This window comes from Pseudomonadota bacterium (assembly GCA_026388275.1).
In the GTDB taxonomy this organism is placed as follows: domain Bacteria; phylum Desulfobacterota; class Syntrophorhabdia; order Syntrophorhabdales; family Syntrophorhabdaceae; genus JAPLKB01.
In genome coordinates, this window is record JAPLKB010000063.1 from 15,862 (window position 1) to 34,845 (window position 18,984).

Here is an 18,984-nt window from a genome sequence, read left to right on the forward strand (position 1 = left end):
TTTAAAAATGAATTTTAGTCCAACATTCTTATATAGGTTAAATCGTTAATGAAATTTGATTCTCAGATAGATTTCAATATTGTGCAGTCCATCCTTAATTCTTTGCCCATGGGCGTCTATGTTCTGAACCGTGGACGGAAAATCCAGTGGAAGAACGAAAGATTAGCACTTCGGTCACAAGAAGAAGGTGTTATTCAATCCGGAAAAGCTTTCTGTTATGGTGAAATCTTTAAAAGGAGAATGCCATGTAGTAATTGTCCGGGTTTAAGAACACTTAAAAGTGGCCGAATGGAACATACAGAAATAAGTAGCATGTATAAGGGGGAATTAAGGCATTACCTTATTACCTCGGCACCTCTCAGGAGTGGCATAGGAGAGGAAGAGACTTTTATCGTTGAGACAGTTCAGGACATTACGGATCAGAAAAGGGCAGAGGAAGCTTTACGACTCGTAAATGATTTTAATAAAGCTATTATTGATAATGCACCTGTAGCAATCTTTACTATAGACAGGAGTGGGAAGTTTATGAGCGTGAATCCTGCCTTGGCTACTCTTTCCGGTCTAGGGGTTGAGGCTGAAGAGAAACTCTTGCGTTTCAATTGGATTCAGAATCCTTACACGATCAGATGCGGCCTTGCAGAATACATAAAAAAAGGACTCGACGGTGAAGCGTTTGAGCTGCAGGACTTTCCTTTTACAACCTATCGGGGTGATCAGGGTCAATATATTCATTTCCGGGGAGTACCTCTGAAAGGTAAAAATGGTAAGGTAGAAGGGCTTTTATGTATTATTGAGGATAATACCGAAAAAGTGAAAGCTAAAATCCAGTCTATTCAGGATGCAAAAATGTCGGTTACAGGAAGACTACTGACAGGTGTTGCGCACGAACTTAATAATCCTCTTGCTACAATAGCTGCTAATTCTGAGCTTGCTTCTGAATTGATCCAGAGCTTTAAAGATTGCGATGCAAAAGAAGATGAAATTGATGATCTACGTGAATATATGGACGTCATACAGGAACAGGCATTTCGGTGCAAAAATATTATAAAGGATATGATAGATCTTACAAAGAAAAAGGGATTTGAAGTTCAGGAAATTGACTTAAACAGCTGCCTTAATGAACTTCTGAAATTGATAAATTTCAAAAAAATGAATATTCGGTTATTAAAGGATATTACACCGTACCTACCGCATGTCAAAGGAGATTTGAATGCTGTGAAACAGTCTTTCATGAATATTCTGCAGAATGCAGTGGACTCTGTTGAAGAAAGAGAAGGTGGCATAATAACGGTAAAGGCATATTCAACTGACAGTAAAGTGAGGGTAGAAATTGAAGATAATGGAGTCGGTATTCACGACGGCCTGATAGACCGGATCTTTGAACCTTTTTTTTCGACTAAAGCCACGGGGAAAGGCGTTGGATTGGGTCTCACACTTTGTCATGAGTTTTTAAACAGAATGGGTGGTAGCATTGAAGTAGAGAGCAAACTGGGAATGGGTACCCTATTCAAGGTCGCATTGCCTATATATACAAAATAAGGGGGCTGATAATAGACAATGGTTCGAGTTCTTATTGTTGATGACGAAAAGCAGCTTGTGGAAGCTTTTAAGAAAAAACTTTCCAAGGAAGGAATGGAGGTTTTTACCGCATTAAATGGACATGAGGCTCTTTTAGTAATGAACCAGGAAATCCTTGATATCGGACTTTTTGATATAATGCTTCCTGATATAGACGGTATTGAACTTCTCGGCAAGTTAAGAGAAATGCAACCCACAACAGAAGTTATTATGCTTACAGGCAATGCGTCAGTTGATACTGCCATAAGATCAATGAAGCTTGGTGCTTACGATTATCTTACAAAGCCTTGTAAACTTTCAGAATTGCATACAGTCATATTGAAAGCCTATGAAAAGAAACAATTGAAAGAAAAAAATATTGTTCTCGAGGAACATTTGCAACGGGTTGAACTCCATGACAAGTTTATAGGGGAGAGTAAAGAAATTAAGGAAGTAAAGAAATTTATTTCAATAGTCAGCGCTTCTACAGCACCTGTTTTAGTACTTGGAGAGACGGGTACGGGAAAAGAGCTGGTGGCAAGAGCAATTCATTCCCTTTCTGTGCGTTCTCCAAACCCATTTGTAGCGATTAACTCAAGTTGTCTACAGGAAAATATCCTTGAAAGCGAGTTGTTCGGATATAAAAAAGGTGCATTTACAGGTGCACAAACAGACAAAATGGGACTTTTACAGATTGCGGACAAGGGCACATTTTTTGTCGATGAAGTAGGAGATATGGGTACTTCTATCCAGGCGAAGCTTCTAAGGGTTCTTGAGACTTCCGTATTCAGGAAGCTTGGCGATACAAAAGAGACAAGAGTGGATGTACGTTTTATTTTTGCCACCAATAAAAGTATTGAAGAAGAAATTGAAACAAACAGATTTCGGAAAGACCTTTTTTACCGGCTTAATACCTTTACCATACTTGTACCTCCTCTTCGGGAACGAAAAAACGATATACCTGTTCTAACCGAATATTTTATGGAAAAACACACCAGAGGAAGTACAAAGAAAATCATTTCAAAACATGCTATGGACCTTCTTGTAGAATATCACTGGCCTGGAAATGTGAGAGAACTTGCAAATGTACTGGAGCGAGCCATATTGATTTCCGGGAACAGGATTGAAATTATCAGTGATGACTTTCCGAGAAGCATGACCCACAATTTATCCCCTGCTGCCGGAAGGGTAAAACAGGAATTGATTGAGAATAAACTACGGCTTGACAGTATGGAAAGGGAACATATTGAGAAGGTGCTGAAACATGCTGATGGCAATAAGAGCAAAGCCGCCAGACTTCTCGGCATAAGCCGCCGGAAGCTTTACAATATGCTTGAATAAGTGCAGATTAATATATTTCCCCTGAAAATAATTTTCATCTTTTTTTGTGCCGACAAGTCGGCATGTGTGTTTAATGTGGAGATGGAATCAGCTTTTTATTACCAATAAAAGGCCATATAATCCAAGATTTATTGTCTGAAAAAGTATCTAATTAATTTAATAAAAAAGATTATAGTAAAAAAGTACTTGGTTATGCCGGTAAAGATTAAGGATTCAGGCTATTATTATTTAATAATATGTTGCTTGGATTTAAGATAATCAGCTTCTCACAATACCATTGAGTTGGTGTTGTTGGAAGTTGTATTAAAACAAAGGGGAGGTTTGTTATGAAAAAGATGTTAGCAATAAGTACTTTAATTTTTGTTATGTTTCTTCTAACCACAAATGTCGGCCTAACACAAGAGACTCCGAAAGCTGCAAAAGAACCTTATGTAATCGGTGGAGTCTTTCCGTTAACAGGAGGTTTATCGTGGTTGGGAGTATACAAACAGAAGGGATCTGAACTCAAAGTGGAGTTGATCAACAAGGCAGGCGGCGTCAACGGTCACCCGCTGCAGTTAATCTCTTATGACGATCAGTCCTCTCCTGAACAGGGTGCCAAAGTAGCGCAAAGACTGATATCCAAGGATAAAGCCATTGCTATAATAGGCACGGCAAGTGTCCCGGTCTCAGGCGCTGTTGCTTCCCTTGGCAATAAATACAAGATACCTGTCATCATAGGATCAGGCTATTCGGTAGACACTCAGAAGGATAAGTTTATTTTTAATACAGCACACAAAACCGATTTTGCATGCGCCCGTCCTTTTCAGTACTTTAAAAGCAAGGGGATCACAAAGGTAGCACTTCTTATGCCCATAGGCGCTCTCGGCGAGTTGGGAAGCACTCTGGCAAGGAAATATGCTCCGACATATGGCATAACTATTGTTGGTGAAGAAAAATTTGACATAAAAGCACCTGATGTAACATCACAGCTTGCCAAACTGCGTACGCTCAACCCCCAGGTAATCTTCTCTTTTTGTACAGGCGAGCCGGCGGCTCTTGTGGCAAGGAACATGTCTCAAATGAATATGAATATTCCTGTGCTCGTGTCCCACGGCAATGCAAATCCGGGATTTCTTAAGCTTGTATCCAATCTGTCCATCCCGGTTATCGTGCCTGCAGGCAGAGCCGCAGCACCTGAGCAGGTCCCGGACAATGACCCTTGCAAAAAAGTAGTAGTGGAATTTAGCAAGGCCCATATGCAAAAGTACGGTGAACCGGCTAATTATTATTCGGCAGAAATGGTGGACGCCATTGACCTGATTGCAGCCGCTTTAAAAACTGCAGGATCTGCAGACGGAGAGAAACTGCGTGATGCCATTGAAAAAACTAAAGGCTTTGTCGGGATGAACGGGGTTTATAATTTTTCATCAACCGACCACCATGGTACCGTCCTCGATGACATGATGGTTATTGGAATAAAGGATGGGAAATGGATAGTACTTCTTAAATAAAGAGAAGCTTTTAATGTCACATGCAAGTAAAATCAAATATTTTCTGGAGCAAGGATACATAAATGGGTGACATTTCACATCTCGTCCAATTTTTCTTTAGTGGACTAACTACGGGCAGTATTTACGCTCTGATAGCGGTCAGTCTGGTAATTGTTTACAAGGTATCGCAGCTAATCTGTTTCTCCCAGGGAGAATTCTTTATTTTCGGGGCACTTATTATGGTCACTCTAACATCAAAAGGGATCCCGATGCCTCTTGCTTTTGTCCTTTCCATTCTTATTGCTATGGCCATCGGGGCGCTTATTCAACAGGCCCTGATAAGACCCATTCAGGGTTCCTCCATAGGGGCATTAATTGTTATGACTATTGCCATTTCCCTTGCACTAAGAGGGTTGGCAATGTTGATCTGGGGTAGGGAATCACATATTCTCCGTCCATTTACACAAGGCACACCATTACAGATTTTTGGTGCAACCCTTCAACTGCAGGTATTCTGGATTGTCGGGATAACCGCCGTTGTTTTGCTCCTTATATGGCTATTTTTTGAAAAGACCTCTCTTGGAATAGCCATGCGGGCATGTGCGGAAAATCCTCTTGGCGCAAGTCTGATGGGCATCAGTGTTCAGAAGACTGCGCTTTTTGCATGGGCTTGGGGGTCCGGAATAGGGGCATTGGCAGGTATTGCCGTTGCCCCTCTAATGTTCATGCAGTATACCAGTGGTGTAATGCCCATGGTGAAGGGATTTATCGCTATGTCCATAGGGGGCTTGAGCAGTATTGTAGGGTCAGTGATCGCCGGTCTCCTGCTCGGGGTTATTGAGTCATATACAATCGGGGTTATTTCTTCCAAATTTTCTGACACTATCGTTTTTGCACTACTGATGGTGGTACTCATAGCAAGACCAAACGGGCTTTTCAGCAAGTCATAGGCAGATGTGATATGGACAAGATAAAAAAAGTCTGGTGGTTGATCCCTGTAGTTATAATCTTTCTATATCCTGTAACCGTTGGCGGGAAATCGGCTTACTGGAGCGGTATACTTGTCTTCGCAGGCATCTATGTCATTTTGGCTGTTGGCCTTGATCTTCTGATGGGCTTTACAGGCCAGATATCCGTTGGCCATGCGGCGTTTTTTGCAGTGGGCGCTTATACATCCGCTGTTCTGACAGTTAAATACGGTTTTTCACCTGTGCTTGCCATGTTCGCCGGTATGTTCTTAAGCGGAATCCTCGCATGGATGATTGGAAGACCTGTTCTGGCTCTGAAAGAATACTACCTTGCTATGGCAACCCTTGCTTTTAATGAAATCATTATTACACTTATTGTCGGTTTCGAAAATATAACCGGCGGCGCCTCGGGACTTCGCGACATTCCGCCATTCAGCATATTCGGGCTTGTTCTTGATAATCATCTCCATTATTACTACTTTGTATGGGCAATTGTTCTCATAGTTATTGCAAGTTCTGTACTCATTATACGTTCACCCTTCGGAAGAACTTTAGTCGCTATCCACAGCGACGAGGTAGCGGCCCGCACTTTCGGGGTTGATTGTGCAAAATACAAGACCCGCGTTTTTGTACTTGCTAATGTTTTCGCTTCAATTGCAGGTTCTCTGTTTGCACATTCCATGGGATTTATTGCTCCCGATGATTTTGGTGTTTCAACTTCTGTCAATATTCTTGTTATGCTCTTTCTGGGAGGGATAGGGACCATATACGGTCCGATTCTGGGGGCTATCTTTCTTAAGCTCCTTCCGGAGATAACCTATCTGGTACAGGATTACGAATTGCTGCTTAACGGTGTTATTCTCATTATAGTTCTTGTTTTCATGCCGAAAGGCATTTATGGCATCTTTACAACTTTGAGAAACAGGGTTTTTGAAAAGGCAGGTAAATGACGGAACAGGACAGCACTATTTTAAAACTTGTTGATGTGCAAAAAAGTTTTGAAGGAGTACATGCGCTTGATCATGTGAGTTTTAGCATAAAGAAAGATCAAATCAAGGCATTGATAGGTCCGAACGGTGCAGGCAAAACCACGCTCCTCAATGCAATAAACGGTATAATACCTCCTGACAGCGGTCAAATATTTTTACTCGGCCAAAACCTGGTCGGACTTAGAACTGACAAAGTTGCTTCCCTCGGCCTTTCAAGGACCTTTCAGCTTGTAAGAATGTTTACGATAAACAATGCCACAGTGCTAGATAATGTTATGCTGGGCGCCCATACAAAACTTAAGCCAAGTTTACTCGAGTCAATCTTCCGTCGAGGTAAGGTAGAAAAAGAAGAGAAAGCGGCTCGCGAGAAAGCCTTACGGCTTCTGAAATTCGTGGGCCTTGAAAAAACAGCCGATGCTGTCCCAACAGCACTTTCTTTTGGCAACCAGCGTTTGGTTGAGCTTGCAAGGGCATTGATGACCGAGCCCCAAATACTTTTACTTGATGAACCGGCCTCCGGCCTGAATGACACCGAAGTGGAGGATTTTACAAAGCTTCTTCTATCTATCCGGGATAAGGGCATAACAATTCTTCTGGTAGAACACAATATGAAGCTTGTAATGAACATTGCTGATGATATCGTTGTTCTGGATTTCGGTAAAAAACTAGCAGAAGGCTCCCCGCAGGAGATCTGCGCCAATCCTGAGGTTATTGAAGCGTACCTGGGGGTAAAAAATAAAGAGTGTGAAATTAAAATATGATTCTGAATGTTGAACATATATCAGCAGGTTATGGCAAGGTTCAGGTCTTAAAAGAGATCAATCTGGAAGTGGGAAGCGGTGAAATAGTATGTCTTGTTGGAGCTAACGGCGCAGGAAAGACGACGCTTCTTAAAGTTATTTCCGGAATCATACCCTCAATACAGGGAAAATTATATTTTGACAGCCAGGACATAACCAATCGTAAACCTGATTACATAGTCAGGACGGGTCTGAGTCATGTCCCGGAAGGACGACAGATATTTGCTGACCTTACAGTACGACAGAACCTAATACTTGGTGCATATGTACATAAATTGAAAAAAGAGGAAATGGAGAAGCTGTTCAATTTTGTTTTTGATCTTTTCCCGATCCTGAAAACAAGGTTGACACAGAAAGCCGGGACTATGAGCGGAGGGGAACAACAGATGCTCGCAATCGGGCGAGGCCTAATGTCCCAGCCAAAGCTTCTTCTCCTTGATGAACCGTCTCTCGGCCTTGCGCCCCTTGTTGTTGAAATTATATTGAACGTTATCCAGAGTCTCCGGTCTGCCGGTATTGCAATATTATTAATTGAACAGAATGTCAACGCTGCTCTTCAAATAGCAGATCGGGCATACATCATGGAGACGGGCAGGATTGTCAGCCAGGGTAGTGCCAAAACACTGCTTGGAGACGATGAAGTACGAAAAAGGTATCTCGGCATGTAACAATTTTTAAAAAAAGGAGAAGCAATGTATTATGATCCTGATAAAAACAACCACGGACTACCTCATAATCCTTTCAAGTCCTGCGTTGTACCAAGACCTATTGGATGGATATCGACTATAAGCCCTGACGGATTTCACAACCTTGCACCATACAGTCAGTTTCAGAACCTCACTTTTGATCCACCTTATGTGATGTTTGCAGCAAATCAGAATACACGTGGAACTCGGAAAGATTCTGCAATAAATGCCGAGCAAACCGGTGATTTTGTCTACAATATGGCCACTTACGAACTTCGCGAGGCAGTAAACCGTTCTGCAGCAGAAGTACCGCCGGAGATCGATGAATTTGAAATTGCCGGACTGACCAAAGTGCCGTCTGTTATGGTAAAACCTTGCCGGGTAGCAGAATCGCCTGTTCAATTCGAGTGCCGCTACTATCAGACTATACGTCTGCCCGGTAACGGACTCATGGGCTCAGTAGATATCATAATAGGTCGTGTAGTTTTGATACATATTAAAGATAATGCAATCACCCCAGACGGACGCATTGATATTTTAAAAATCCGTCCGTTGGCACGCCTGGGTTACTACGACTATACAACTGTGGATTCTATCTTCGAAATGGTAATTCCGGGCGAGAATGAGTCCCTGCTAATTGGTCTCGAGGGTGCCGCAGAGAGTGCTCCCGCCAAAGACAAAAAGTAGTTTTGCTCAAGGTCAACTACTTTTCATGGAATAAAACGATTTAAATTGCCGAAACATTATCTTGCTTAAATGGCAAATATATTTGACATATCACAAAAACATTGTAAAATTGTGTTAAAACATACTAAGGGAGTTCACTGGCAGAATGTATACACCCAAAGGGCACTTCAGGGATGAGGAATTTCGTATCGGAGGCATCTTCCCTTTAACGGGATATCTATCCTGGTCTGGAGAATATAAGCGGAAGGCAGCCGAACTGAAAACCAGAATGATAAATGAAGCCGGTGGTATAAACGGATACCGCCTCAGATTGATAGCGTACGACGATCAGTCTTCTTCCGAACGGGCAGCTAAAATAGCTGAGGCTTTGATTTTCAAACACAAGGTAATTGCCATGGTAGGCACAGGTTCGCTCCCGATTTCCGGCGCGGTGGCCCGCATAGCCAACAAATATAAAATACCGGCATTTTTAAATTCCGGATATGCCATTGATCCCGTCAAAGACCTTTTTGTTTTTAACACCGCACACAAAACTGAATTCGCAATAGCATGTTCTTTTCAGCATTTTAAAGAAGAAGATATAAACAGAATCGCCCTTTTAATGCCAACCGGACTTCTCGGAGATTTAGGGAGTTGGCTGGGCCGACGGCTTGCAAGCCGTTTGGGTATAAAAATCATCTGCGAGGAAAGATTCGACGTCAGGTCGCCGAACATGACATTACAGATAGAAAGGCTGCGTGGCTTAAACCCCCAAGCGCTTTTTTCATTTGTCACAGGAGAACCGGCCGCATGGGTAGCCAAAAAAATGGCCCAGATAGGTTTAAATATACCTTTGCTCGTATCCCACGGCAATGCGAACCCCGGATTTCTAAAACTGGTTTCTCATATACCTGTTCCACTTATAGTGCCTTCAGGGAAAAGCATGATCCTCGATTCCATTCCGGAAAATGATCCATGTAAAAATGTCGTAATGAATTTTAATAAAAGACATATGCAGAACTATGGAGAACCTGCCAATTATTATTCTGCAGAACTGGCTGATGCTGTCGATCTGGTAGCTGAGGGTTTGAGGATTGCAGGGTCTGACCCTGAGGAACTGCGCGATGCTGTTGAAAACATAAGGGAATTCAGAGGAATGCAGGGAACCTATGATTTATCGCCGATTGACCACTATGGCACCCAGCTTGAGCATATGGTTCTGCTAACCATAAAAGAAGGTAAATGGTGCTTTGCTAAAGCGTTTTCCTCAATAGCGTTTTCCGAGAATATTCATATCAACCAAAAAATTGAGTTAATTAGCAAACTGGCTGACCTGTTGTCTGAACCCCATCCTAATGGCCTTGCCCAACCAAATCAGGCCCCTCTTTCTATAGGGCCGGAAATACCCTGGATCAATCCGAACCTTACGGATGCTGGTTCCGATACATATTTTGTCGCTAAACTTTACTGTCGGGATAAACACGACATGGTGCGCGCCGTTCAGAAAGAAGATAAACTCAAAGCCAGACAGATCCTTTATCGGCTGTTGACCGTCACCATTTTACAGCATTTCGAAAGTCTTGAAAGTTTTAAAATTTCAGTGCTTGAACTCTTTCTTGCTCTCTTTGATGCTGCCGCAGATGAGGGAGTCGATCTTGATAAACTGATAAAACTTAAACACAGATTTATCGTGGAGTGGAAAGGCACTAAAAACCAGGAGACGCTCTGCCTCTGGATTATCAGGGCTCTTGACAGAATACTTGACAGCTTTTCCAAAAAAATGTTGGGAAGGGATCTCAATTTGTTGAAAAAGGTATTTCATTACATAGATAAAAATTATGCTGATGATCTGAACGTGGACTGCATAGCGCGTGAAGTTTGCTTGAGCAAATCACGTCTGATCCACCGGATGAGAAGCCAGTATGGTTTAACGTTAAGCGATTGCATTGCAAAGATCAGGATAGAAAAAGCAAAAGTATTACTCAAGCAAACGGACATGCCTATAAGCAAGATTGCCCACGAAGTAGGTTACGGAGATCAAAGTTATTTCACAAAGGTATTTAAAAAAACTCTAAACTGTACCCCAAAGGATTTCAGATGCAGCGCATTGAAATTCTCAGCAGAATTTGAGAACTGGTGGGATGATTAAACCTCATTCCGCCATTTGTAGGATTTGACTTTTTTACAATAAAACCGTTCTGTTCAAGTCTTTTGTTAGTATCCGTCATGTTTGTGCCCGGTATAAGCATGATCTGATTTACATTTGAATTGCCGCAGGTTTAACAGATTTGACTGTTCAATGATGTTATGCCGATACATATTACAACTTTTAGCGAACCGAAAATGATAATTTATTTTGTTAAATTCATATTCTTAATAAAAATTTATGTCCTCCGAAATTATGTTTTATCTTTTATTTATTAAGATATGGGAAGTAATCCTAATGGCTTTTCAAGTGCTCATAAACCGTATATCGGCAATTTCAAAAAATATTTAAGTTCCCGGGATTATTCCACAGACTCTGAGAGATTACTGAAATTATTTTTTGACAAAAATATTTATCTATTGTAATTATTATACCAAAGGCGGCGCTGAAATATATGTGTATTTAGCAGGCATTAGGGGCCTGCAATGATCAGTTGCATACTTCGGCGTCCTATTAAAGACATGAACAAGGAGAATCCCTATGAATCTTGCAACTAATTTAGAGGCGTCGGCACAATATTTTCCATCTCAACCTGCCATCCGACAGGGCGAACTCCAATGGACCTATGCGGAACTAAACGAAAGGGCAAACCTGGTTGCAGGAGGACTTGTTAAACTGGGGGTTAAACCAGGTGAATATGTGGGACTCTGTTCACTAAACTCGGCTGACTGGATTGCCTTCTACTATGGTGTGCTTAAAACAGGAGCTGTGGCCGTAACTTTATCCGGGCTGTTAACAGAGGAGGAACTGGCTAATCTAATCAACCACGCAAAACCTCGTATTCTCTTTACGTCGGAATCAAGACTTAATGATGTAATGAAACTAAAAAGCACTGATGGTCTCCAGACAGTTATCTGCCCTGACGGAGATATGGACATTGCTCACCTGATGCAGATGGGGAAAGAATCGAGTGTTTTTAGGGCGATCAATAGAAATCGTATTGATACTGCTGCAATCCTTTATACAGGAGGAACTACAGGCATTCCGAAAGGTGTTATGCTGACACATGAAGGAATGAACTTCTCCGCCCGGGCCATTGCATATTATGAGCACTCCAACCAGAACGATCAGGCCCTTTGCTTTCTACCATTTAACCATGTTTTTGGTCAGAATCACATAATGAACTCCACCATCATGAGCTCAGGCTGCTTGGAATTACTCCCGACCTTTGATATGGATCTTATATTTGAAGCGATTGCAGCAGGCAGGGTTACAAAATTTTTTGCAGTGCCCACTGTTTATGTCCGTTTTCTTGGTATGCCTGACCTGGAAAAGAAGGTAGGGAAACTTCGGTATTGTTTTTCTGCAGCGGCAAGTATGGCAAGAGAAATTGTGAAACAATGGAAAGAGCGGACAGGTATTACGATAGCAGAGTCCTATGGAATGACGGAGGTTATGCCGATAACATTCAATCATTTCTATCCCGAACAACATGCTGTGGGATCTGTAGGCCCGGTAGTCCACGGTGTTGAAGCACAGATCAGAGATGCTTCAGGCAATGAGGTACCTCAGGGCCATGAAGGTGAAATTTGTATCAGGGGAAGGAATGTAATGAAAGCCTATCTTAATAATCCCAAAGACACTGCAGAGGCTCTCTGGCAAGGAGAATGGCTTCGTTCCGGTGATATAGGTTATGTCGACGAGCGTGGTTACTTTTATATTGTAGACCGCCTGAAAGACCTTATAATCACAGGTGGAGAGAACGTATTTCCTCGTGAAATAGAGGAAGTCCTTTATACAAGACCGGAGGTGCAGGAATGTGCCGTCATCGGGCTCCCGGACAAAGAGTGGGGAGAGAAAGTTGCCGCATACGTGGTGCCCAAGGAAGGACAACAAATATCCACGGATGCACTAAAATCCTTTATGAAGTCTACGCTTTCACCTTTTAAAGTACCCAAACAGTTCTTTATAGTCAAGGATTTACCGAAAAGCCCGGCAGGTAAAATTTTGAAACGAGAGCTCAAAAAACAGGTCCTTGAAAAACCCGATGATTCTGTAAAGAAAGGGTGAAATTTAATTTCTCATATATTAATTTTGTAGGACATATTATGTTTGGCAAAAAAAAAATTACAAAGCTCTTTCTCTGAAGCTTTTTTCTAAATTGATCAGATTTTCTCCGAATTCTATTGTATGACGCCGCATTTCTGCAGCAGCTAAGTCAGGTTTTCGGGCAAGAACGGCCTCAACGACAGAGCGATGCATTCCCGCCGGATGGATAAAGGGTTGCCCAGAATTTACCGTTTGAACAACCTGCCTGGTCAAGGCCATGAGTGACCTCTCCAGTGCCTCAAGAAAATGGTTTCCACAAATCTCAGCAAGTATATAATGGACAGCAGTCTTTCTGTCCAGGTCTTCCGCTAAAGAACACACTGGTAGATCCTCGATTTCTAAAGCTTCTTTCAAAAGCTTCGCATGTTTTCGTCCTATACGTGTGGCTGACAGCCGTGCTATTTCAGGCTCTACAAGAAGTCTTACCTCTACAAGTTCCGGAACAGATATTTTTTCAGCTAAAAAAAGATCAACAAAAGCATTACTAAGATGTTCAAATGTCAGGTCTGTAACAAATGTGCCGCCTGTAACACCCTGACGGGTAGCGACAAATCCCGTATTCTCAAGTCGCCTCAAGGCCTCGCGGACAGCAATTCGGCTTACCTGGAACTGATCTGCAAGATCGCGCTCAGATGGCAATTTATCTCCTGCCTTGAAGGTGCTCAAAAGAATGGATTGCTTCAGTTGTTCAGCCACTTCCTCTGATATTCTGGATTGTTTAATAGGTTTAAACGCAGACATTTTATTTTCCTTTTATGTTTTCTATAATATATACAAGGTAATCATTTTTGCAAGAATATTTTTAACTATTTTCTTGACAAAATTAATTCATGGGATTAAATATTATACCAATCATACATCGAACTCATCTTATAATGGAAAACATCGACTTTTCTAAGTATTTTTATTTTATATAGTGTGGAGGAAGTATATGAACGTTGCAAGGAACCTTGAAAGATCAGCCTTTTATTTTTCGGAACAGCCAGCGTTGGCTGAGGCTGGATCACAAATCTCTTATGGAGAACTGAACGATCGTGTAGACCGTATTGCTACAGGCCTAATAAAAATGGGCCTACAGCCGGGAGAACATGTCGGCATCTGTGCACCTAACTCATCTGATTGGATAACATTCTACTTCGCTGTTCTGAAAACAGGAGCCGTGGCAGTGACATACTCCAGCCTTTTGAGTAAAGATGAATTAAGACTACTTGTAGACCATGCAAAACCAAAGTTCATATTTGCCTCAGAAGATAAGTTAAACGATCTTGAGGTGCTACGGAGTTCAGCAGGTATAGAAAGTATTATATGTGATGGGGGCGACACAACCTTGCAACGCATTATAAACGCAGGAACAAATCATTTTAAGGCAGTCGAGAGAGAGCGAACCGATACTGCTGCTGTCCTTTATACCGGTGGTACAACCGGTGTTCCAAAAGGGGTTATGCTTACCCATGAAAATATCAACACATCTGCCCATAATGTAGCTCATAATGAACATTCCAACCAGTATGATAGAGCCCTCTGCTTCCTTCCTTTTAACCACGTTTTTGGTCAAGCTCATATTATGAATGCAACAATTTATAGTGCAGGATGCCTTGAAATTCTTCCAATTTTTAATCTCGATCAGGTTTTGGAAGCAACAGCCAGCGGCAGAGTGACCAAACTTTTTGCGGTACCTACCGTGTACACCCGTTTGTTAAATATTGAAGGTATTAAGGAAAAACTGGGAAAGGTACGCTATTGCTTTTCGGCAGCAGCTTCTATGGCAGAAGAAATAGTCCGGCAGTGGAAGAATCATACAGGGCTGACAATATATGAAGGCTACGGTCTTACCGAATCAGCTTCCGCTGTTACCTTCAACCATTATTACCCTGAAAGGCATGTAGTGGGGTCAATCGGTACAGAAGTCCCCGGCGTAGAAGTACAGATCCGTGATATATCGGGGAACGTGCTTGAACAAGGGCAAGAGGGCGAGATCTGCATTTTAGGACACAATATCATGAAAGGGTACCTGGATAACCCCGAGGCAACCCGTGAAGCCTTCTGGGAGGGCGGATGGTTCAGATCAGGAGACATTGGTTTTTTTGATAAGGACGGTTACCTTTACATAGTCGACCGCCTGAAGGATATGATTATTACCGGTGGAGAAAATGTCTATCCGCGCGAAGTGGAAGAAATAATTTATAAGAAGACTGAGGTCGAAGAATGTGCTGTTGTGGGATTTCCCGACAAGGAGTGGGGAGAGAAAGTTATAGCCTTTGTCGTACCGAGACCTGGAAAAACTGTTGTAGCTGAAGACCTAAAATCATTTCTGAAAGCCAGGCTTTCGCCTTTCAAAGTACCAAAGGAGTATGTTATATTGGAAGAAATGCCTAAGAGTCCTGCCGGTAAAATATTGAAACGTGAGCTGAAAAAAATATTTTCTCGGTGAAGCTTTTAGTGTGGTAATATGTAACATTGTAGGGGAGGTTGTTATTAAGTGCAAGCTAGCGGCAAATGCCGCAAAATTAACACAAGGAGGATTTATTATGAGGAAAAACAGTTTTAAGCGAGTTTTTGTTGCGTCAATGGTGCTTTTATTCTTTGTCTGCACCGCCCTTGTAGTCGCAGGTCCTTTGCACGCCCAGGAGAAGGCTATGAAGCTCAGACTTTCAACTATGTGGCCGCCTACACACCCTCATTCAGTATTGTTCAACCAATGGGGCAAGGATGTTGAGAAGGCAACACAGGGAAGGGTAACAGTGACTTTATTTGCAGCCAGTACACTTTCACCTCCGATGCAGGTCTATGACAACACTGTAAAAGGTATTGTTGATGTCGGCACAAACTTATTGGCATACTCACCCGGCAGACTTCCGCTTTCTGAAGTTTTACAGCAGCCGCTTGGATACAGGAACGGATTGCAGGCAAGCAAGCTGGCAAATGCATTTTATAAGAAATTCAAACCTAAAGAATTTGATGACGTAAAGGTTATGTTTCTCCATGGCGCGGCACCGGGTTTCATTTTTACGAAGAAAGTTATAAAATCAACTGATGAGATCAAAGGACTCAGAATCAGGGCCAATGCAGAGAATGCGGACATTGTAAAGGCTCTCGGCGCTTCTCCTGTAACCATGCCTGTTACTGAAGCATACGATAGCCTTTCAAGGGGTGTTGTGGATGGGACTCTTTTCCCGATTGAAGCATTACGGGGATTCAAAATCGGTGAGGTTGTCAAGACGGTAATTGAGAACTATGGCTCATCCTATATGACATCCATGTATTGTATCATGAACAAGGATAAATGGAATGCAATATCCCCGGCTGATCAAAAAGCAATAGAAACAATCAATGACGAATACAGTGAAAAATTCGGTAATCAGTGGGTTAAATTGGATAAAGGTGCAGAAGAATTCGCCAAATCTAAAGGCGTAACTTTTGTGACGGTTTCTAAAGCTGAAGAAGCAGCAACCATTCAAAAGATGAAACCTATTTTAGCAGACTATGTTAAAACGACAAAAGCAAAAGGTCTTCCAGGCGATGAAGCATTGAAATTCTGCCAGGACTTTTTAAAGAACAATCCGTAAAATTATTATTAGTAAAAGAGGGCTGTAGTAACACAGCCCTCTTTGCATTTAAACGATGATGATATAGAAAACGCAGACCCAAATCTCGTTTTTTTATAATATGGAGGCGAAAGATGAAACGCTTTATAGCAGGCGTTGCCAGTATCGATAAATTGTTGTACATCATTGCTGGGAGTGTATTGGCCTGTATGATTATGTTAACCCTCTGTGATGTGATTTTAAGAAACTTCGGCCATCCGATTACGGGATCCATGGAATTCATACAATACGGTGGGTGCATTGTATTCGGATTCTCAATTCCTTATGGGACAATGCTCGGGTGTCAGATAATTGTTGATATAATAACAGAGAAGTTCAGTCCGGAAAAAAGACGAGTCATAGAAATAATTACCAGATGCATAGGTATTCTGATATTCTTATTTGTTGCCTACAATTTTTATGTTTATGGGATAGATGTGAGAAAAACAGGTGAACGTACGGCCAGCTTTAAGATACCTTACTACCCGTTCAGTTTTGCCCTTTCATTCACTTTTCTGCTGCAGAGTTTAACGATATTTTGTGATCTGATAAAAAAAGTGAAAGGAGCAAATAATGAGTGATGTCGCCGTTGGAACATATGGAATAATACTGCTGCTGTTTCTTTTTTTAACAGGGCTTGAAATGGCTTATTGCATGATACTGGTTGGATTTCTCGGATTTACGTTTCTTATGTCCTTTCCAGCAGCATCCAATCTCGTAATTAAAGATTTCTTCGATAATTTTACAACATACAGCTACACGGTAATCCCCCTATTTATCGTTATGGGTGAGTTTGCCTCAAATTCAAATATCGCAAAGAGACTTTACCAGGGGGCGTATAAATGGTTTGGCCATATACCGGGAGGTTTGGCCATGACTACGGTAGTCGGCGCGACAGCCTTTAAAGCGATGTGCGGCTCAACCCTTGCTACGGTAGGCACCTTTTCAAACCTCGCACTGCCTGAAATGGACCGCTATGGGTATAAAAAGGAACTTTCTGCCGGCACGATTGCATCTGTCAGTACCATCGGTATGATCCTGCCTCCCAGCACAGTGCTTATTATCTATGGGCTTGAAGTTGAGCAATCCATAGGCAGGCTTTTCCTTGCAGGGATTATACCGGCGCTGATGATATCCTTTCTTTTTATGGTAGTTATAGCCGGGTGGGTAAGTTTGCAGCCTGGAATAGCTCCCAGGGCGGAAAAGGGAACATGGAAAGAAAGGTTCGCCGTAATCCCGGATGCATTGGTTGTTTTCATTATTTTCGGCATCGTAATAGGTGGGATGATAACCGGCTTTTTCAGCCCCACAGAGTCAGGCACAATAGGTACGGCTGCAATTTTTCTTTTGGCTCTTGTGCGAAGAGAAGTCAACCCAGGTATGATTATCAGATCTTTTAAGGGAGCATTGAAAACCTCTATTATGGTTCTTATGCTTATTGCCGGATCTGCTGTTTTTGGCCATTTTCTTGCTATAACGGAAATCCCGATGATTACAGCAAAGTGGGCTGCGGGGCTTCCCATACCCGGCGCATTTGTTATGCTCTTAATAGTCGCTATATACCTGATAGGCGGTTCAATCATGGATGACCTGGCATTTATGGTACTTGCCACTCCGATCTTTTTCCCGACAGCTATTGAGCTCGGTTATGATCCGATATGGTTTGGTATCCTGATTTGCGTTACGCTTATGATCGGCGGTATTATTCCGCCCGTGGCGATTTATGTGTTTATATTAGGGAACATAACGGGAATCCCTTTCAAAACGATTTATAAGGGTGTCGTTCCATTCCTTTCGGCCCTTGTCCTAGCTTTAATAATTCTGTTTGCCTTCCCGCAGGTTGCACTATGGCTGCCTAATTTAATGATGGGTAAAGGATAGACTTTATAAAAAATCATGATTATTTATAAAAGGTGAGCCTGCTGAATTTTATTTTTGGCAGGCTCTCTTATTTTAATGTATGAATATATGAATTCAACTAATGACAAACTAACCCAAGATGAAGCGGTTTTTTATCGTGCCAAATGTCACTGGGCTGTGCTTCTTGGTCCTGTATTGGTGATTATTATAGGAGGGCTGGCTCTGAGGTCTCAGGGGTATCATGCAATAGTGCTCATTGTCTTCGGTCTTTTTTGGGGAATATTTTCATATATAAGATTAAGCAGAACAGAAATAGGATTAACTCGAAATAAGGTTTTAATCAATGCCGGATTTCTACTGAATAAGTCTTATGATATCGAGCTTAATGAGATCATATTTATTGATTATTATCAGCCCTCTCTGGGTTCAATGTTAAATTTTGGCAAAATTATGATTGTCTATAAAGGAAAGAAGAAATGCACCTTACGGTTTGTTTCTTGCCCCGCAGAATTTGTAAGAGAAGTTCAGCAGCAAATAATAGCGCTTAGCACGTCTTAGACAGCAAAATAATGATAATCACGCGAAATGAACTGCCCCGCAGCAAGTCACATGTCTCAAAGGCGAGACAAGAATATAAAACATTCGTGAAATAAGCTTACAGGGTATGGACAGCGGGGTAATCAATTAGGTAAACACACATGCTCGGAGTTTTACTTTTCCTTATAAGGACAGGCATACAATCACAGACCATGTACTGGCGATTCAAAACATCCAGCATTTTTATTGGAGACCGGTTATCGTAACCC

General features: G+C 41.9%; 16 protein-coding genes. 15 read left to right on the top strand and 1 reads right to left on the bottom strand.

The window, feature by feature from the left end:
* The first annotated feature begins 48 nt into the window (after positions 1–48).
* From NT010_15620 to NT010_15665, 10 genes are all read left to right on the top strand, one after another.
* Entirely contained in the window at positions 49–1,539 is a 1,491-nt protein-coding gene (locus NT010_15620; protein MCX5807469.1) for an ATP-binding protein, read from the top strand.
* Positions 1,540–1,557: 18 nt separating this feature from the next.
* On the top strand, positions 1,558–2,898 hold the full coding sequence (locus tag NT010_15625; protein ID MCX5807470.1) for a sigma-54 dependent transcriptional regulator: 1,341 nt from the start codon (positions 1,558–1,560) through the stop codon (positions 2,896–2,898).
* 326 nt (positions 2,899–3,224) lie between these two features.
* On the top strand, positions 3,225–4,391 hold the full coding sequence (locus NT010_15630) for an ABC transporter substrate-binding protein (GenBank protein MCX5807471.1): 1,167 nt from the start codon (positions 3,225–3,227) through the stop codon (positions 4,389–4,391).
* Positions 4,392–4,453: 62 nt separating this feature from the next.
* On the top strand, positions 4,454–5,320 hold the full coding sequence (locus NT010_15635) for a branched-chain amino acid ABC transporter permease (GenBank protein MCX5807472.1): 867 nt from the start codon (positions 4,454–4,456) through the stop codon (positions 5,318–5,320).
* Between the two features lie 11 nt (positions 5,321–5,331).
* Positions 5,332–6,288 (top strand): branched-chain amino acid ABC transporter permease, encoded by a 957-nt coding sequence (locus NT010_15640; GenBank protein MCX5807473.1) that lies wholly within the window; start codon positions 5,332–5,334, stop codon positions 6,286–6,288.
* Complete coding sequence (locus NT010_15645) at positions 6,285–7,088, top strand: ABC transporter ATP-binding protein (GenBank protein ID MCX5807474.1); 804 nt, start codon at positions 6,285–6,287, stop codon at positions 7,086–7,088. Before NT010_15640 ends, NT010_15645 begins: the two co-directional genes overlap by 4 nt.
* Positions 7,088–7,795, top strand: a complete 708-nt coding sequence (locus tag NT010_15650) for an ABC transporter ATP-binding protein (protein MCX5807475.1) — start codon at positions 7,088–7,090, stop codon at positions 7,793–7,795. The genes NT010_15645 and NT010_15650 overlap by 1 nt, the downstream gene beginning before the upstream one ends.
* A 24-nt stretch (positions 7,796–7,819) precedes the next feature.
* Positions 7,820–8,500: a flavin reductase family protein gene (locus NT010_15655; protein ID MCX5807476.1), complete on the top strand. Its 681-nt coding sequence runs from the start codon at positions 7,820–7,822 to the stop codon at positions 8,498–8,500.
* Positions 8,501–8,645: 145 nt separating this feature from the next.
* Positions 8,646–10,628, top strand: coding sequence for an ABC transporter substrate-binding protein (locus tag NT010_15660; GenBank protein MCX5807477.1), 1,983 nt, complete (start codon positions 8,646–8,648; stop codon positions 10,626–10,628).
* A 537-nt stretch (positions 10,629–11,165) separates the two neighbouring features.
* Positions 11,166–12,695, top strand: coding sequence for an AMP-binding protein (locus NT010_15665; protein MCX5807478.1), 1,530 nt, complete (start codon positions 11,166–11,168; stop codon positions 12,693–12,695).
* A 57-nt stretch (positions 12,696–12,752) separates the two neighbouring features.
* On the opposite strand, the gene NT010_15670 is transcribed toward NT010_15665, so the two are convergent.
* On the bottom strand, positions 12,753–13,475 hold the full coding sequence (locus tag NT010_15670) for a FadR/GntR family transcriptional regulator (GenBank protein MCX5807479.1): 723 nt from the start codon (positions 13,473–13,475) through the stop codon (positions 12,753–12,755).
* 190 nt (positions 13,476–13,665) lie between these two features.
* Between NT010_15670 and NT010_15675 the strand changes: the two genes are divergently transcribed.
* From NT010_15675 to NT010_15695, 5 genes are all read left to right on the top strand, one after another.
* Positions 13,666–15,165, top strand: a complete 1,500-nt coding sequence (locus tag NT010_15675) for an AMP-binding protein (GenBank protein MCX5807480.1) — start codon at positions 13,666–13,668, stop codon at positions 15,163–15,165.
* Positions 15,166–15,262: 97 nt separating this feature from the next.
* Positions 15,263–16,300, top strand: coding sequence for a TRAP transporter substrate-binding protein (locus NT010_15680; protein MCX5807481.1), 1,038 nt, complete (start codon positions 15,263–15,265; stop codon positions 16,298–16,300).
* A 113-nt stretch (positions 16,301–16,413) separates the two neighbouring features.
* On the top strand, positions 16,414–16,899 hold the full coding sequence (locus NT010_15685) for a TRAP transporter small permease (GenBank protein ID MCX5807482.1): 486 nt from the start codon (positions 16,414–16,416) through the stop codon (positions 16,897–16,899).
* Positions 16,892–18,199 carry a TRAP transporter large permease gene (locus tag NT010_15690; protein ID MCX5807483.1) on the top strand — a complete coding sequence of 436 codons (1,308 nt, stop codon included), beginning with the start codon at positions 16,892–16,894 and terminating at the stop codon, positions 18,197–18,199. Before NT010_15685 ends, NT010_15690 begins: the two co-directional genes overlap by 8 nt.
* Positions 18,200–18,274: 75 nt before the next feature.
* The gene (locus NT010_15695; protein MCX5807484.1) at positions 18,275–18,736 is read left to right on the top strand and encodes a PH domain-containing protein; all 462 of its coding nucleotides are present in this window, start codon (positions 18,275–18,277) and stop codon (positions 18,734–18,736) included.
* Positions 18,737–18,984 lie beyond the last annotated feature (248 nt).

Coding starts and splice junctions, on each gene's coding strand:
- NT010_15660 (MCX5807477.1), top strand. CDS start 8,646: ATGTATACACCCAAAGGGCACTTCAGGGATGAGGAATTTCGTATCGGA.
- NT010_15690 (MCX5807483.1), top strand. CDS start 16,892: ATGAGTGATGTCGCCGTTGGAACATATGGAATAATACTGCTGCTGTTT.
- NT010_15675 (MCX5807480.1), top strand. CDS start 13,666: ATGAACGTTGCAAGGAACCTTGAAAGATCAGCCTTTTATTTTTCGGAA.
- NT010_15620 (MCX5807469.1), top strand. CDS start 49: ATGAAATTTGATTCTCAGATAGATTTCAATATTGTGCAGTCCATCCTT.
- NT010_15695 (MCX5807484.1), top strand. CDS start 18,275: ATGTATGAATATATGAATTCAACTAATGACAAACTAACCCAAGATGAA.
- NT010_15625 (MCX5807470.1), top strand. CDS start 1,558: ATGGTTCGAGTTCTTATTGTTGATGACGAAAAGCAGCTTGTGGAAGCT.
- NT010_15645 (MCX5807474.1), top strand. CDS start 6,285: ATGACGGAACAGGACAGCACTATTTTAAAACTTGTTGATGTGCAAAAA.
- NT010_15685 (MCX5807482.1), top strand. CDS start 16,414: ATGAAACGCTTTATAGCAGGCGTTGCCAGTATCGATAAATTGTTGTAC.
- NT010_15635 (MCX5807472.1), top strand. CDS start 4,454: ATGGGTGACATTTCACATCTCGTCCAATTTTTCTTTAGTGGACTAACT.
- NT010_15670 (MCX5807479.1), bottom strand. CDS start 13,475: ATGTCTGCGTTTAAACCTATTAAACAATCCAGAATATCAGAGGAAGTG.
- NT010_15665 (MCX5807478.1), top strand. CDS start 11,166: ATGAATCTTGCAACTAATTTAGAGGCGTCGGCACAATATTTTCCATCT.
- NT010_15640 (MCX5807473.1), top strand. CDS start 5,332: ATGGACAAGATAAAAAAAGTCTGGTGGTTGATCCCTGTAGTTATAATC.
- NT010_15655 (MCX5807476.1), top strand. CDS start 7,820: ATGTATTATGATCCTGATAAAAACAACCACGGACTACCTCATAATCCT.
- NT010_15630 (MCX5807471.1), top strand. CDS start 3,225: ATGAAAAAGATGTTAGCAATAAGTACTTTAATTTTTGTTATGTTTCTT.
- NT010_15680 (MCX5807481.1), top strand. CDS start 15,263: ATGAGGAAAAACAGTTTTAAGCGAGTTTTTGTTGCGTCAATGGTGCTT.